The sequence below is a fragment of the Haloarcula sp. CBA1131 genome (genome assembly GCF_008728975.1).
GTDB lineage: Archaea > Halobacteriota > Halobacteria > Halobacteriales > Haloarculaceae > Haloarcula > Haloarcula hispanica.
In genome coordinates this window covers 2,330,008-2,345,902 of record NZ_RPCY01000001.1, presented here as the reverse complement: position 1 = coordinate 2,345,902, position 15,895 = coordinate 2,330,008, and the positions used below count along the sequence as shown (strand labels likewise).

12 protein-coding genes are annotated in these 15,895 nt (G+C 62.9%); 8 read left to right on the top strand and 4 right to left on the bottom strand.

What is annotated here, in order from left to right:
* The first annotated feature begins 38 nt into the window (after positions 1 to 38).
* From Har1131_RS11865 to Har1131_RS11855, 3 genes are all read left to right on the top strand, one after another.
* Positions 39 to 785 carry an MBL fold metallo-hydrolase gene (locus tag Har1131_RS11865; protein WP_050037843.1) on the top strand — a complete coding sequence of 249 codons (747 nt, stop codon included), beginning with the start codon at positions 39 to 41 and terminating at the stop codon, positions 783 to 785.
* A 90-nt stretch (positions 786 to 875) separates the two neighbouring features.
* A complete protein-coding gene (locus tag Har1131_RS11860; protein WP_050037844.1) occupies positions 876 to 1,355 on the top strand; it encodes a hypothetical protein in 480 nt (159 codons plus the stop codon).
* A 145-nt stretch (positions 1,356 to 1,500) separates the two neighbouring features.
* Positions 1,501 to 2,784 (top strand): PQQ-binding-like beta-propeller repeat protein, encoded by a 1,284-nt coding sequence (locus tag Har1131_RS11855; RefSeq protein ID WP_225308111.1) that lies wholly within the window; start codon positions 1,501 to 1,503, stop codon positions 2,782 to 2,784.
* A 26-nt stretch (positions 2,785 to 2,810) separates the two neighbouring features.
* On the opposite strand, the gene Har1131_RS11850 is transcribed toward Har1131_RS11855, so the two are convergent.
* A complete protein-coding gene (locus Har1131_RS11850; protein ID WP_151103235.1) occupies positions 2,811 to 3,917 on the bottom strand; it encodes a DNA topoisomerase IV subunit A in 1,107 nt (368 codons plus the stop codon).
* A gap of 1 nt (position 3,918) precedes the next feature.
* Positions 3,919 to 6,309, bottom strand: coding sequence for a DNA topoisomerase VI subunit B (locus tag Har1131_RS11845; protein ID WP_151146543.1), 2,391 nt, complete (start codon positions 6,307 to 6,309; stop codon positions 3,919 to 3,921).
* A gap of 138 nt (positions 6,310 to 6,447) precedes the next feature.
* Here Har1131_RS11845 and gyrB point away from each other — a divergent pair, with 138 nt between their 5' ends.
* The 3 genes from gyrB (at position 6,448) to Har1131_RS11830 (ending at position 12,044) form a co-directional block, all read left to right on the top strand.
* Entirely contained in the window at positions 6,448 to 8,376 is a 1,929-nt protein-coding gene (gyrB, locus tag Har1131_RS11840; RefSeq protein ID WP_014040064.1) for a DNA topoisomerase (ATP-hydrolyzing) subunit B, read from the top strand.
* Positions 8,373 to 10,820, top strand: a complete 2,448-nt coding sequence (gene gyrA, locus Har1131_RS11835; protein ID WP_151146540.1) for a DNA gyrase subunit A — start codon at positions 8,373 to 8,375, stop codon at positions 10,818 to 10,820. The genes gyrB and gyrA overlap by 4 nt, the downstream gene beginning before the upstream one ends.
* Positions 10,821 to 10,997: 177 nt before the next feature.
* Complete coding sequence (locus Har1131_RS11830; protein WP_151146537.1) at positions 10,998 to 12,044, top strand: FAD-binding oxidoreductase; 1,047 nt, start codon at positions 10,998 to 11,000, stop codon at positions 12,042 to 12,044.
* Here Har1131_RS11830 and rocF read toward each other — a convergent pair whose 3' ends face one another.
* Together rocF and Har1131_RS11820 are read right to left on the bottom strand one after the other, a co-directional pair.
* A complete protein-coding gene (rocF, locus tag Har1131_RS11825) occupies positions 12,045 to 12,959 on the bottom strand; it encodes an arginase (protein WP_050037847.1) in 915 nt (304 codons plus the stop codon). It abuts the gene before it with no gap.
* A gap of 56 nt (positions 12,960 to 13,015) precedes the next feature.
* Complete coding sequence (locus Har1131_RS11820; protein WP_050037848.1) at positions 13,016 to 13,933, bottom strand: NAD-dependent epimerase/dehydratase family protein; 918 nt, start codon at positions 13,931 to 13,933, stop codon at positions 13,016 to 13,018.
* Between the two features lie 110 nt (positions 13,934 to 14,043).
* Here Har1131_RS11820 and Har1131_RS11815 point away from each other — a divergent pair, with 110 nt between their 5' ends.
* Both Har1131_RS11815 and Har1131_RS11810 read left to right on the top strand, forming a co-directional pair.
* A complete protein-coding gene (locus tag Har1131_RS11815) occupies positions 14,044 to 14,577 on the top strand; it encodes an Rrf2 family transcriptional regulator (protein WP_004515710.1) in 534 nt (177 codons plus the stop codon).
* Positions 14,578 to 14,722: 145 nt separating this feature from the next.
* Positions 14,723 to 15,892, top strand: coding sequence for an NAD(P)/FAD-dependent oxidoreductase (locus Har1131_RS11810; RefSeq protein ID WP_050037849.1), 1,170 nt, complete (start codon positions 14,723 to 14,725; stop codon positions 15,890 to 15,892).
* The last annotated feature ends 3 nt before the right edge of the window (positions 15,893 to 15,895 follow it).

Genomic DNA, 15,895 nt, shown 5'->3' with positions numbered 1-15,895 from the left:
CCGACACGCGTAATGGCCGTCTCCGAGAACGACCGTACATGACAGTCAGACACGACGGCATCACCGCGGAGTGGCTCGGCTACGCGACGCTGCGGCTGGAAGGCGATGACACGGTCGTCTACTTCGACCCCGGCCGGTACGGCGTGCTCACCGGCGAGTGGGAGCCTGACACGCCCGGTATCGGCCATCCGCCGACGCAAGACTACGCTCCGAAAGACGGGGACATCGTCTGCGTGACACATATCCACCACTACGACCCCGACGGCATCCGCCGCGTCGCCGCTGAGGACGCCACCGTTGTCGCGTTCGAGGGTATCAACGTCCACGCGACCGACCGCGACCTCGACCGCCTCGCCGACCTCGACTACGAGGTCCGCAAAGTGTCGATGGAAGCCGACGTGCTGGTCGACGACGTACCTATCTGGACGATGCCGGCGTACAACCACGAGGACGGCCGGAACGTGAAAGACGACGGCAGCCCGATTCACCCGAAAGGTATCGGCTGTGGCTTCCTCGTTGCGCTGGACGACACCCGCGTGTTCTGGCCCGGCGACACCGACGTGCTGGACGGCCACGCCGAACTCGACGTCTCGCTGTTCGTCCCCTCTATCGCCAAGAACTACACCATGAACCGCCACGAGGCCGCCGATCTGGCCGAGGCGATGGACCCGGATCTCGTGCTCCCGATGCACTACAACACGTTCGAGTCGCTCGAAGCCGACTCGGGTGCGTTCGCCGAGGATGTCGCAAAACGCGGCGTTCCGGTCGTGCTGGACGAGAACTGACTGGCGAACCCGTCTTCGGCGACCCGAGACAGCAGACGGCCTATCTGTCAGTCAAAACAATATTGAAGGATTCAGCAGAACACCACCGACATGGAACGCGCCAGTGACCGAACAGGGGAAACACGTTCCCCAGCCGAACGAACGCCCTCGTTCGGTCACCTACTGCTCGTCTGGCTCCTTGTCGGGCCATCGCTGTGGTCCCTCGGTACCGCGGTGGCCGCTGCGATTCAGGCCGAACTGCCCCTGTCGACGATGGGGGTCGGCCTGCTGTTCGGAACGATAGTCGTCGTGTCGTTCTGGACCGCCGGCTTTCAGCCCTCACTCAGGGCCAGTTTCGGCTATTTTGTCGCGGAACTGAGTATCTATCTGGTCTTGGCTGTCGGGGTCGTTACGGTCTTCGTTCCGACCTTTACACCGTGGGTTACGATTGCTGTCCAACTCGTGTCTATCTGTCTCGCCGCGACGCTGGTGTTCACCCCGGTCGGTGCGAACATACGGAACTGGTTCCGGCGACATGTCCGCTCTCTGCTGAAACTACCGCCACAAGACCGGTCAGTCGATCACGACTGATGGATTCTCGACCGAGCAAACGCGGATTCGTTTTGCCGGTCAGTCGTTCCGGGTAGTACACTAATTGCGCACCGGCCTCACCACGACTGTTCCCGTTTTCCACTCGACAGAAAACATTTACCGAGTGACAGGAGATGGAATCCCAATGCCCTCCTCCCGTCGGCGATACCTTCGTGGCTGTGTGGCGACCCTCGGACTGGCGTCCGGTGGCTGTCTCGGTTCGAACGGGTACATAGAGACTTCACCGATTGGAACTGAGACGACACCGGAATCAGGGGCTGGGACGGCCGCCCACAAGCGGAGCGGGGAAACGGAACCGTTCGTCGCCTGGCAGCAATCACTCGGTTCACCGATCACTGCCCCGCCAATTAGTACGGGAAACGGTCTGTCCGTCGGGACTGAGTCGGGAACGGTCAAATCACTCGCAACTGCTGACGGGAGCCAACAGTGGATGTACGATGCGAGCGACCCCATCCGCGCGCAGCCGAGACGCGTCGGGAACACCGTATTCGTCGTAAGCGGGAAAGAGGGGCTGTACGAGGACCACATCGTCGTGGCACTCGACGCCGAAAGCGGTGCAAAGCAGTGGACGTTCTCGCCCGGGGAGTGGTGGCTGGAGTTGCTCGGCGCGACCGAGGAGATAGTGTACGTCGGGACCAACACCGATGCCCCGTCGAAGCAGGGACGGACGCTCTACGCGCTCGCTGTTGCCGACGGGTCGGTGCAATGGTCCGGGGAAATCGGGGACCAGTACGAGGGAGCGGTGCGCAACGGGGCGATATACGTGGCGTCGTACGGCCGGTTCTACGCGTACGACGCTGAGACCGGTGAGAAACGGTGGGCTACTGACGTTGCCGACTACTACTCTCGGACGATGGTCGCCACCGACGACATGCTCTGTTATGCCGCCGACGTGGACGAGACCCACGGAACGGTAATCGGCGTCGCCGCTGACACCGGCGAGACCGTCTGGAGACATGACGAAGGGTCCGTCGCATCGACGACGCTCCATGATGGGACGCTCTACGTCGGTGGTACACACGTCGCCGCGCTCGACCCGACGACCGGCGAGCAACAGTGGCGAGCGAAGCAGTCGGGCTCTGTCCAACAGGCCCCGGTTCAGAACGACGTCCTCTATGCAGGTGGTGACAAGATACGTGGCTACGACAGTAGCGACGGCGAACAGAGATGGACGTGGGAGCCCAACGTAGACGTTGAAGGGGTGGTGCCGGCAGCGGTCGTTTCCGACACCCTGTACGTGGACTCGTGGACGGACGGCGACCCGCGGAATCGATTCAAGTTCGCGGTCGATACGACGGCCGGAACGAAACGGTGGGCGTTCGATGTCGGGAGCAATCTGACCGATCTGTCCGTCGACGAAAATGGGGCCTATGTCGCCGCTGCCGATACCGTGTACGCGCTGGAATAGCCGAGAAAACGCCCCGCTGATGCCGTCTAAAGCAGCCCCATCTCGTCCAGCCGCTCGGGCAGGTACGTCTCAGTCACGAAGTCAAGCCCCCGAGAAGCGAGCGCCTGCTGTTCGGCCTTCTTGTTGATGTCGAGCTGGAGTTCTATCTGTTCCTCCCAGAAGTCAGTCTGGAAGCGCGGGTCCTCCAGTTCGCTCTCTAAGGCGTTGACGTCGGAGTCCGACAGCGGGTCCGTTGGCAGTTCGTACTCGACGATGTCCTCCGGGCGGATGCCGATGAACTGCGCTTCGGGCGTCGCCAGATACTCCGAGAGGTGTGCGCTCTTGATGGAGCCGTAGGAGACCGACCCGAAAATACGGTACGACCACGGGTCACCGTCAGTGAACACCGTGACCGGAAGGTCGAGTTCGTCGTGGAGGCGCTTGATGAGCCGCCGGGTCGCCCGCGCGGGCTGACCACCGAGGTGGACGACCAGCGCGTCGTACTCGTCGTCGAAGCCGTTCTCGACGAGGCGGTCGCGCATGCCGCCGGTCTCCACGCAGAGGACGAACTCCGCGTCGTTGTCGAGGAACTCGATGGTGTCGGGGTTGTTCGGGATCTGGTACCCGCCCTGCCCCACGTCGTCCTGGCAGTGGATTTCGCGGTCGCCGCGGTTGGTCTGCTCGCGGAGGAGCAGCGGCCCCATCACCTTCGCGCCGGACTCCTCCGGGCGCATGTGGAAGTCCTCGCGTTTGACGTCGGAGACGATTTCCAGGTCCTCGATGAGGTTGTTCGACTCGTCCTGCGTGTTGAACTGGGCCTCGTCGAGGTCCCAGGACTCCGAGAGGTAGTACAGTTCACGCAGGGTCGAGGAGCGGTCTTCCTCCAGTTGCTGGGAGAGGAAGTCGATGGTGTAGACGGCCTTCAGGATCTTCTCGGCCCCGGATATCGTTTTTGCTGACCGCGTGGAGTTGCGGTCGCCGTACACCCAGACCTGCTCGTCTTCGTCGAAGACGATGTTCGACTTGGTCCGGGTCGGGATGGTCATCGTCGGCACCTCGCCGTCGGCGAACTGGTCGTAGAAGTCCGCCGCGAGGTCGATGAGTTGCTCGCGCGCTTCCTCGGTGTCGGGTGTGGTGTCTGAGTCGGTGCTCATATCAGGCGTTCACCGTGAGTTTCTCCTCTTCGATGCCGTCGACCGAGACGGTGAACTCGGCCTCGTCGGTCACGCTGTATTCGAGGACGGCGGTCTCGCCGGCCCCGACAGTCGGGGACCACTTGACGAACCACTCGCCGTCCATCTCGACGACGTTCGCGCCGTTGGCGACCTGCGGTTCGGCGGTGACTATGTCGGTCAGTTCCACGTCCGCGTTCGTGTCGTCGTTGTTCTCGATGCGGACCCGGACCGTGTCGTCCTCGACCTCGCGCTCGACGAGGACGTTATTCATGATGCGGGCCAGCGAGTCGTCGATGTGAAGCTCGTCGTTGTCGGTGACCTCGGTGAGCTTCTCGGCCATCTCAGGCAGGATGGTCGCGAGTTTGTCCTGCTTCTCGCGGCGCTGTTGCATCGAGCGGCGCTTGTTCAGGTAACTTTTGAGTTCGCGGGCGGCCTCCCGGATGGCGAGTTCGATCTCGTCTTCCATCTCGGGGACGTTGGCGATGGCGTCCTTCGATTCGCTGGTGAAGGGGACGTTCGTCGAGGCGACGTGGACCATGATGACTGCCGGTCCCTTCGGGATGCCGGAGCCGCCGGGCTGGTCGAGGTTGTAGTTGCGCCAGCGGATAGACTTCACCACGTCCGTCGTCGCACAGGCCCCGCGCTGGTACACCAGCGGCACGCGGTTGGCGAATCGCATCACGTCGACGGTCCCTTCGGCTTCCAGTTCACCGCCGTAGGCGATGCCGGCCTCGACGATGAACGGGTCGCCGCCGTGGACCGACGCGTCCCGCGTCGATGCGGCGTAGAAGTCCGCGTCGAACTCTTTCCGGAGTCCTTCCTCGACGAGTTCCGCGCTGATGGGGGAGAGACAGTCCGTCGGCGGCGCGATGATGTCCGTCTCGCGCATCGCCGACAGCAACTGACTCGCCGTATCGCGGTCGTCGGCGATGTCGGAGACCTTCGGCGGCTCCTCCGGGACGCCCTCGGCGGCCGTCCAGAGCGCTTCGAGGACGTTTTCGCGGGCCGTCTCACCGAAGGTTGCGTCGTCCTGTTCCTCGGTCATGTCGGCCGCGCGGTCGATGTAGCCCCGGAGTTCATCGCGGGTCAGCCGGTGGCGGCCGTCGTCGTCGAACTTGTCGGCCAGTCGGCTCGCCAGCCCCTCGATGGCGGCGTCGTCCTTGCGTTTCGTCGTCACGTCGTCGACGAGGGCGTAGAGGTCGCTCGATAGATTATCGCTGACGGCATCCCAGGCGGCTTCGACGGCATTCTCCCGAACTGTCGCGCCGAAGGTGGTGTCGCCGTCCGCTTCAGCGTCTTCGGCCGCGTCGTCGACGATGGCTTCGACCTCGTGGTACGCGACCCGGTCGCGGTCGTGGATCGCATCGGAGACGGCGGCCGCGAACGTCGCCGTCGTCTCGGCTCCTTTGTTCGCCACGGCGTCCTCGACGGCGGCCTCGATGTCCGCGTCCTCGCCGACTTTCGGCGGCTGCCAGGCCATGCCGCGGCCGTAGTGGCGGTCGTTGAAGTTCGCGATGACGCTGTCGGCCGTCTTCCCGCCGACGCGGGTGAACTCCTCCTGCATGAACCCCGACACGGAGTAGGAGTCCGTGGCTTCGAGCATCTTCAGGAGCGTCCCCAGTTCGACGCCGTGTGGGTGCGGGCGTATCTCCTCGGTCTCGTCGGGGAGTTCGGCGCGCTCGGCGCGTTCGAACTTCAGCGATTCGTCCAGCCCCGGCTCGTCGAACTCGATACGGGCGTGGGGGTTGACGACGGCCGTGTCCTGAATGTAGTCCCGCAGTGTCGAGCGGGCCCGCATATTGGCCTCCATCTCCAGTTCGATGCGCGTGCCGTGAGGTCGCTCCCAGGTCGTCGTCTCGTCGACGCTGATTTCGGGTTCGTTGGTGTCCGTGTCGACGATGAGTTCGAAGTACTGGGCCTCGTCTTGGCCCTTCGGCCGGGACGTGATTTTCGCCGGCTTGCCGGAGGTAAGCTGTGAGTAGAGCACGGCCGCAGAGATCCCGATCCCCTGCTGTCCGCGATTCTGCTCCCTGGCGTGGAAACGGGAGCCATAGAGGAGCTTCCCGAAGATTTTCGGTGCCTGTTCCTTCGTGATACCGGGGCCGTTGTCCTCGACGACCAGCTTGTAGTAGTCGCCGGACTCCTGAATCTCGACGTAGATATCGGGGAGAATACCGGCCTCCTCGCAGGCGTCGAGCGCGTTGTCGACGGCCTCTTTGACGGCCGTGACGAGCGCTCGGGCCTCCGAGTCGAAGCCCAGCATGTGCTTGTTCTTCTCGAAGAACTCGGCGATGGAGATGGCCCGCTGGGATTCGGCCAACTCCTCGGCGATCCCCTCGCCCTCGCCGAGTTGCGACTGATACGAGGTCATTGTCGTGCGGTACGTACCCGCGTCGGGGTTAAAAGGTAATCGCCACCGGAGTGAAAGTAAACCCTCCCTTCAAAATCGCAGTCCCGCGCGCGTGCGGGAGCTTTATACGTCCCCCTCTATTAGGACGGGTAAGTTCCTATGTCAGGAGAGTCTGATGAGTACGGCGCAAAGTCGATCCAGACCCTCGAAGGGCTGGAAGCCGTCCAGAAGCGACCCGCGATGTATATCGGGTCGACGGACGCTCGCGGCCTCCATCATCTCGTCTACGAGGTGGTCGACAACGCGATCGACGAGGCGCTCGCCGGCTACTGTGACAACATCGACGTAACGATTCACGACGACGGCTCCGTCTCTGTCAGCGACGATGGACGGGGCATCCCCGTCGATACCCACGAAGAGCACGGCCGCCCGGCCGTGGAGGTCGTGATGACGATTCTCCACGCCGGTGGGAAGTTCGACAACAAGTCCTACCAGGTCTCCGGTGGCCTCCACGGGGTCGGGGTGAGCGTGGTCAACGCACTCTCGAAGTGGCTCGAAGTCGAGGTCAGGCGCGACGGCGCGCTCTGGAAGCAGCGCTTCGACCACGGCAAACCGGAGTACGACCTCAAGAAGGTCCGCGACCTCGAACCCGACGAGGAGACGGGCACGACGGTCCGGTTCTGGCCGGATGACGAGATCTTCGAGACCGGCGAGTTCAAGTTCTCGACGCTGTCGTCCCGACTGCGGGAACTCGCCTTCCTCAACTCCGGTGTCGCCATCTCTATCATCGACGAGCGCGACGGCGAAACGGAGACGTTTGCCTACGACGGTGGCATCCGCGAGTTCGTCGAGTATCTGAACGAGACAAAGGACCCGCTCCACCGCGACATCATCTACTTCGAGGACGAGGAGGAAATCGCTGAGGGGCCGGTTCAGGTCGAGATTGCCATGCAGGGGACCGACGACCTGCAGGGCTCTATTCACGCCTTCGCCAACAATATCAACACGCGCGAGGGCGGGACACACCTCACAGGGTTCAAAACATCGCTCACACGGGTCGTCAACGACTACGCGACCGACAATAATCTGCTGAAAGACCTAGACGATACGCTCAAAGGCGACGACATCCGCGAAGGGCTGACGGCCGTCATTTCTGTCAAACATCCCGACCCCCAGTTCGAGGGCCAGACCAAGACGAAACTCGGCAACAGCGAGGTCCGGGGTATCGTCGAATCGGCGATGCACGACGGGCTTGCTACCTTCTTCGAGGAGAACCCCGACACGGCCGAGGCCATCGTCGGAAAGGCCGTCGAAGCCGCGAAAGCACGGAAGGCCGCACAGAAGGCAGAGGAACTCACCCGCCGGAAGTCGGCGCTCGACTCGACCGCACTGCCCGGAAAGCTGGCCGACTGCCAGACCCGGGACCCCGAGGAAGCCGAACTGTTCATCGCCGAGGGTGACTCCGCGGGCGGCAGCGCCAAACAGGGCCGCAACCCGGATTTCCAGGCCATCCTCCCCATCAAGGGGAAGATTCTGAACGTCGAGAAACACCGGCTAGACCGGATCTTGGAGAACAACGAGATACGGAACCTCATCACCGCGCTCGGGACCGGTATCGGCGACGAGTTCGATATCGACGACCTGCGTTACGAGAAGATCATTCTGATGACGGACGCGGACGTCGACGGGGCACACATCCGGACGCTCCTGTTGACGCTGTTCTACCGGCACATGAAGCCGCTGCTGGAAGCCGGCTACGTCTACGCCTCCCAGCCGCCGCTGTACCGCATTCGCTACCGCGGAAACACGTACGATGCAATGACGGATGCAGAACGCGACAAGATAATCGAAGAGAAGTGTGACGGCAACCCCACCCACGTCCAGCGGTTCAAGGGACTCGGTGAGATGAACCCCGAACAGCTCTGGGAGACGACGATGAACCCCGACAACCGGATTCTCAAACAGATAACTATCGAGGACGCCGCGGCCGCCGACAAGATGTTCAACATCCTGATGGGCGACGCCGTCGAACCGCGCAAGGAATTCATCAAGGAGAACTCGCCTGAAGCGGAGTGGGTCGACATATGAGCTCCGACGCTGACGACGCGAACGCCCCGGCAGAGCAGATCAAGCACGTCCGCATCGAGGACGAGATGGAGCAGTCCTACATCGACTACGCGATGTCGGTCATCGCGGGTCGGGCGCTCCCGGACGTTCGAGACGGTCTCAAACCCGTCCATCGGCGCATCCTCTACGCGATGCACGAGATGGGTGTCTCCTCGAACACTGCCCACCGGAAGTCCTCCTCAATTGTCGGCGACACGATGGGTGACTACCACCCGCACGGCGGCTCAGCCATTTACGACACGCTCGTCCGGATGGCACAGGACTTCTCCATGCGGTATCCGCTGATAGACGGCCAGGGGAACTTCGGCTCGATGGACGGCGACCCCGCGGCCGCCATGCGGTACACGGAGGCCCGGATGGACCCCATCGCCGAGGAACTGCTCGAAGATATCGAGAAGGACACCGTCGATTTCTCCAGTAACTACGACGACCGCCTGCAGGAACCCGACGTGCTGCCGTCGAAAGTCCCGAACCTCCTGTTGAACGGGTCCTCGGGGATTGCCGTCGGGATGTCGACAAACATCCCGCCGCACAACCTCGGCGAACTGGTCGACGCGACGGTCCAACTGCTGGAAAACCCCGACTGTACGGTCGAGGACCTGATGGAGCACATCAAGGGGCCGGACTTCCCGACCGGCGGCAACATCGTCGGCCGCGACGCCATCTACTCGGCGTACGCGACCGGCCGCGGCCGCTTGCGGGTTCGCGCCGAGTATGAGGTCGACCCCGAGGAGGGTCGCATCGTCATCAGCGAACTCCCCTACCAGGAGAACAAGGCCCGCGTCGTCGAGCGCATCGCCGACGACGTGAACGAGGGGAAAATCGAGGGCATCGCCGACCTCCGTGACGAGTCCGACCGCAACGGCGTCCGCATCGTCGTCGAACTCAAGCGCGGGGCGAACATCGACGTGGTCGAGAACCGCCTGCTCGACCACCATCTCGAATCCACCTTCGGCGTCATCAACCTCGCGCTGGTCGACGGCCAACCGAAAGTCCTCTCGCTGAAAGAGACCCTGCAGCACTACATCGACCACCGCCGAGAGGTCGTCCGCCGGCGCTCCGAGTACGACCTCGCCGAAGCCGAGGACCGCGCACACATCCTCGAAGGCCGGCTAAAAGCGCTGGAAAACGTCGAGGACGTGGTCGAACTCATCCAAAACAGCGAGGACCGCGACGCCGCCCGAGCCGGTTTGCAGGAGTCCTTCGAGTTCTCCGAGGAACAGGCCGCTCACATCGTGCGGATGCAACTCGGCTCGCTCACCTCGATGGAAGCGACGGAAATCGAGGAGGAGTACGAGGACGTACAGAACACTATCGACTACCTCGAATCTGTCCTCAACAGCCGCGAGAAGCTCGACAGCGTCATCGCAGACGAACTGCAGGAAGTCAAAGACGAGTACGGCGACGACCGCCGGACGAGCATCATCGAGGACGAGGGCCAGGTCACCCACGAGGACCTCATCCCCGAGGAAGACTGCGTCGTCGTCATCACCGAGGACGACTACATCAAGCGGATGCCGGTCGAGAACTTCGATCCCCAGAACCGCGGCGGCAAGGGGATCATCGGGGCCGACCCCAAGGAGAACGACCGCGTCTCGAAGGTGTTCCGGGCCAACAGCCACGACTACCTGCTCTGTTTCACCAACCAGGGGCAGGTCTACCGGCTCAAGACCTACGAGATCCCGGAGATGTCCCGCACCGCTCGGGGCAAGTCCGCTATCAACCTCATCGACTTAGACGACGGCGAGGAACTGACCGCTGTCGTCTCGACGGACGAGTTCGGCGACGACGAGTGCATCACGATGGTGACCCGGAACGGCTACGTCAAGCGGACCTGCTGTTCGGAGTTCGAGAACATCCTTTCGACCGGAATCATCGCCGCCAAGCTCGAAGACGGCGACGAACTCATCGACGTGGACGTCACCGACGGCACCGGCGACCTCGTCATCGCCACGGAGGCGGGGATGACCATCCGCTTCAGCGAGAGCGAAGTCAGCGAGATGGGTCGTTCCGCCCGCGGTGTCAACGGCATCAAACTGCAGGGCGACGACAAGGTCGCCGCCATGGTCGCCACCGACGGCGACGACCGCCGCTCGCTGTTGACTGTCACGGAACACGGCTTCGGCAAGCGCACCAAACTCGACGAGTATCGCACGCAGTCCCGCTACGGCAAGGGCCTCATCGACATCAAAACCGACGACCGGAACGGCCGGGTGTCGACCGCCAAGGCCGTCACTGACGAGGACCATCTGGTCATCATGTCCGAACAGGGCCAGATTATGCGTATCCGCGCCGGCGACGTATCACAGGTCGGCCGGAACACAAAGGGCGTGACGATTATGGGTCTCGAAGACGACGACCGTGTGGCAAGTGTGACGGTTGTGCCGGCAGAAAGCGAGAAGTAATCGCGAGCGAAGCGAGCGGCCTTTTTCGCCACCGAAAGACTCGCGTCGCTCGTCTTTCGAGCCTTGCTTCACTTCGTTCAGCAAGACCACGTTTTTGCCGCGAGTGTGGCCGAAAGCCATCCGAGCGGGAAAAAGGTGGTGGGCTAGACATACCCGTGTCGGTGTCGTACCCCGTTTATGGACTTGCCCCGGCATCTCTCACAGCACGACCGGGCGGCGCAGTTGCCGCTGGTCACCGAGGACGCACGGGTGACGCTCGTCGAACCGATGGACCGTAACCGCAACAACGAGGTGTTGTCCGCGGTCCGGGAGCAAATCGCACCTGTTGGAGACCGGTCGTGGTTGGCGGCCGCCCGAAACGGCTCGACAATCCGGTGGTCGGCGTTGTTCGACCGCTTGCGCGATGCCGGGGCGTCGAAACGGCGGCTCGCGCGAATCGAGACGCTTGCCGAGCGCTTTGACCGCCCCTACCCCTCCCTGCTGCGACTGCGTGTTAAACCCGACGTGGACCTCGATTTCGCGCCCGGCCAGTACGTGACGCTCAGGCTTCACGGCACGCCGCGGGCGTACTCGCTTGCGAACTCGCCCAGCGAGGACGAACTGGAGTTCTGCATCCGACTGGTCCCCGGCGGGAAACTGACCAGTGGGCTGTTCGAACACGTCGACGTCGGCGAGGATGTCGTCGTTCGCGGGCCGAACGGCGACATGGTACTGGACCCGCCATCGAGCCGGGATATGGTCTTTCTGGCCACCGGGACCGGCGTCGCGCCGTTCAAGAGCATGATCGACTACACGTTCGAGCAGGGGCGGGACGTGGTCGACGGCGAGCCCCGCGACATCTGGCTGTTTCTGGGCTGTGGCTGGGAGGACGACCTGCCCCACCGTGAACACTTTCGGCGACTCGACGCCGAGTACGACCACTTCCATTTCGTTCCGACGCTTACGCGCGAACCGCTGCTGACCGACTGGGACGGCGCGACCGACTACGTCCAGTCGGTGTTCGTCAACTACGTCGCAAACGACGCGCTGGAGGGTGCGGACCTGCCGGCGCGGTTCGACGCCGTTCGGGAGCAGCGCCCCCAGTCCGGCGTCGACGCCCGCATCGATCCGTTGAACGTCGAACTGTACGCGTGCGGTATCAGTGCGATGGTATCGACGCTGGTCCGGGCCGCGCGAAGCGTCGGGATTCCCGAGTCCGAAATGCAGTACGAGGGGTTCGGATAGCTACAGCACGCGCTTGCCGAAGGCGCTGGCGACGAGTTCACAGCCCAGTTCGGCGGTGCGGTTGTGTTCGTCGAGAATCGGGTTCACCTCGACCATTTCCATCGAGCGCAGTTGGTCGTGGTACTCGGCGACGTACTCCATCGCGATGTGGGCCTCACGGTAGGAGACACCGCCGCGAACCGGCGTGCCGACGCCGGGGGCTTCTGTCGGGTCGAGCCAGTCGAGGTCGAGCGAGACGTGTATCCCGTCCGTCCCGTCAGTCGCGATTTCTAGTGCCTCCGCGACGACCTCCGGTGCGCCGCGGGTGTCGATATCCGACATCGTGAACGCGGTCACGTCACTCTCGTACAAACGGCGGCGCTCTCCGTCATCGACATCCCGTAAGCCGACGAGAACAACATTCTCCTCGCGCACCGCAGGGGTGTGGGCCCAGTCGTGGTCGGCAAATGCCCCGTCGCCGAGGACAGCCGCCAGCGACATCCCGTGGATGTTCCCGCTTGGCGTGGTCTCCGGCGTGTTGAAATCGCCATGTGCGTCAAACCAGATGACACCCAGTTCCTCACCATCACGGGCCGCGCCGGCAATGGTCCCGATACCGATAGAGTGGTCGCCGCCCAGCACGAGCGGGAACTGGCCGTCCATGAGCGTGGCGTCGACGGCCGTTGCCACGTCTTCGCACACTTCTTTCGTCTCTCTGAAGAACTTGGCTCGACCGGACGGGAGACCGCCCGCGTCCGGGTCGGATTCCTCCGGTCGCGGCACAGCGATGTCACCGCCGTCGATGCAGTCGATGCCGGCACTCGCCAACTGGTCGGCGAGGCCGCCGTACCGTATCGCTGACGGCCCCATGTCGACGCCGCGCCGGTCGGCGCCGAGGTCCATCGGAACGCCGAGGACGCGAACCTGTGTTTCCATACTCGTGCTTCGACGGGCCAGGACTAAATATCAGTGTTTGCCTGTTCTCCGATAACTTACGTGTAGGGCGCACAGACCAGTTCGATGCCTTCTTCGAAGCTGATCTCCGGTTCCCAGCCTGTCGCGTCGTGCATCCGCGAGAAGTCAGCGCAGGTGTCGTGGACGTACACGTCCTCGGGAATCGGGTTCTCGACGTACTCCGGTTCGATATCCGTTCCGAGTTCGTCGTTCAGCATCTCGACGACGGTGTTGAAGTCGTAGGCCTCGCCGGTCCCGAGGTTGTACACCCCGTTCAGTTCGTGTTCGGCGGCCAGGACGAGCCCGCGGACGATGTCGTCGACGTGGGTGAAATCGCGGGTCTGCTCGCCGTCGCCGTACAGCTTCGGTGCGTCGCCGCCGGCCAGGTCGTCGGCGAACTGTGCGATAACGTTGGCGTACTCGCCTTTGTGTTCCTCCGCGCCGCCGTAGCCCTGATACACCGAAAAGAAGCGCATCCCGGCCAGCGTGAGGTCGTAGTGGTTCTGGAAGTACTCCGCGTACGTCTCCCGGGCCATCTTCGAGGCCTCGTAGCCGGTGTTGACCGTCACGTCCATGTCCTCCGGCGAGGGTTCGGTCCGGCTGCCGTAGATGGAGGACGTCGAGGCGTAGACGATGGTATCACAGCCGTCGTCCCGGGCCTGCTCGACTGTGTTGACGAACCCCTCGACGTTCACGCGAGCGCCGTGGGTCGGATTGTCCTCGTGCATCGCGTAGGACGATAGGGCCGCGAGGTGGAATACCACGTCCACGTCGGTCGGCAGGTCGTCCGCAAGCACGCTCTGCTCGACGTACTCTACGTCTTCTGATACGTTCTCAGGCGTGCCAAGATAGCCGTCATCCAGGGCGACGACATCGTTGTTCTCGGCCAGTTTGTTTGCGAGGTTTGCCCCGATAAACCCCCCACCGCCAGTCACCAGAACGCGCTGATTTTCCATATCTGTGTCAGGTCAGCGCTGGAATAAAGTACTAACGTTTTCCGCGATTCTGGGACGGTTCCAGACGGTTTACCGTCGCATTTAAGGACGGCTGTACCGAACAACAGATTATGTCATCTATCGAACTGACACCCAGTCAAAAGAACATTCTGCAGGAACTGGTAAATCTCTATCGGGAAAGTGAAAGCGCTGTCAAAGGTGAAGACATCGCCGAGAAAGTCGACCGGAACCCGGGCACGATTCGCAACCAGATGCAGAGTCTCAAAGCCCTGCAGTTGGTCGAGGGCGTCCCCGGTCCCAAAGGTGGGTACAAGCCTACCGCCAACGCCTACGACGCACTCCAGATTCAGGACATGGACCAGGCCGCGGAGGTCCCGCTACGCCACAACGGCGAGCTCGTCGAACACTCGAACGTCGAGGAAATCGACCTGACTAGCGTCCACCACCCCGAGGAGTGCCGCGCGGAGATTCAGCTTCAGGGTACGATGTCCGAATTCCACGAGGGCGACTCGGTGACGGTCGGACCGACACCGCTGTCGAAGCTTCAGATTATCGGGACCCTCGAAGGGAAAGACGACACCAACAACAAACTCATCCTCGCTATCGACGATATGCGGGCACCGGCGGGCGAGCCGGAACACTAGTACGTGTCACTGGTCTTTTGAATTGTTTTCCTGCGGTCACCGGGGCCGCGACATACCGTACTTGCCACGAGTCTCGCTGGAAAATCATGCCCCCGCTGAAAGGGATTTCAAAGGGTTTGTATCAGTCGGTTGCGGAGTCTCCGGTATGACAGAGAACGTGGTCGTACTCGGTGCGGGGTACGCTGGTGCGGGGGCAATAAAGAGTTTAGAGGACGAGCTAGACGGTGTGACGGACGTCGATGTGACCTGGATTTCTGAGACGGATTACCACCTGGTCTTGCACGAGTCCCACCGCTGCATCCGGGACCCGAGCGTGCAGGAGAACATCGCCATCCCTGTCCACGAAATCAAGCAGCCGTCGACGTCATTTATTCAGGACGAGGTCGTCGGCATCGACACCGACGCCCAAGAAGTGGCCCTCGCCGACTCCGACACCGTCGAGTACGACTACTTGCTCGTTGGGCTGGGCTCCCAGACGGCCTTCTTCGGCATCGAGGGCCTCGAAGAGCACGCGCTGACGCTCAAGAGCCTCGACGATGCGCTCGACATCCACGACAACATCCAGCAGGCCGCTCGTGACGCCTCCACCAACGACCCCGCACAGGTCGTCATCGGCGGCGCTGGCCTTTCGGGCATCCAGACCGCCGGCGAAGTCGCCGAGTTCCGCGACGAACACAACGCGCCCATCGACATCAACCTCGTCGAAGGGCTCGACCAGGTCCTGCCAAACAGCGACCCCGAGCTTCAGGGTGCCCTGCGCAAGCGCCTGGAGGCCGCCGACGTGAACATCAACTGCGGGGAGTTCATCGGCGAGGTCGACGAGGAGACGGTGTACATCGGCGACGAAGACGAACTGGACTACGACGTTTTGGTCTGGACTGGCGGCATCACCGGCCGCGATTGTATGCAAGATGTCGACCTGGACAAAGACGAGCGCAACCACCGCGTCCACGCGGAAGGGAACTTCCAGACCGACGACGAGCACGTCTTCGCTATCGGCGACTCGGCGCTGATTGACCAGCCGGGCGACCAGCCCGCCCCGCCGACCGCGCAGGCCGCCTGGCAAGCCGCGGAAGTCGCCGGCGAGAACCTCGCTCGCGCCGCTCGCGGCCAGCCGCTGAAGACCTGGACCCACAAGGACAAGGGGACGGTTGTGTCGGTCGGCGAGAAAGCCGTCGCCCACGACGTGGTGAACATGCCCATCGAAACCTTCGGCGGGATGCCCGCGAAACTGCTGAAAAAGGCGATTGCCGCCCGCTGGATCAAGGACGTTACTGGCGTCGGTCGGGCCGTCAAGGCCTGGCCCGACATGTAGTAC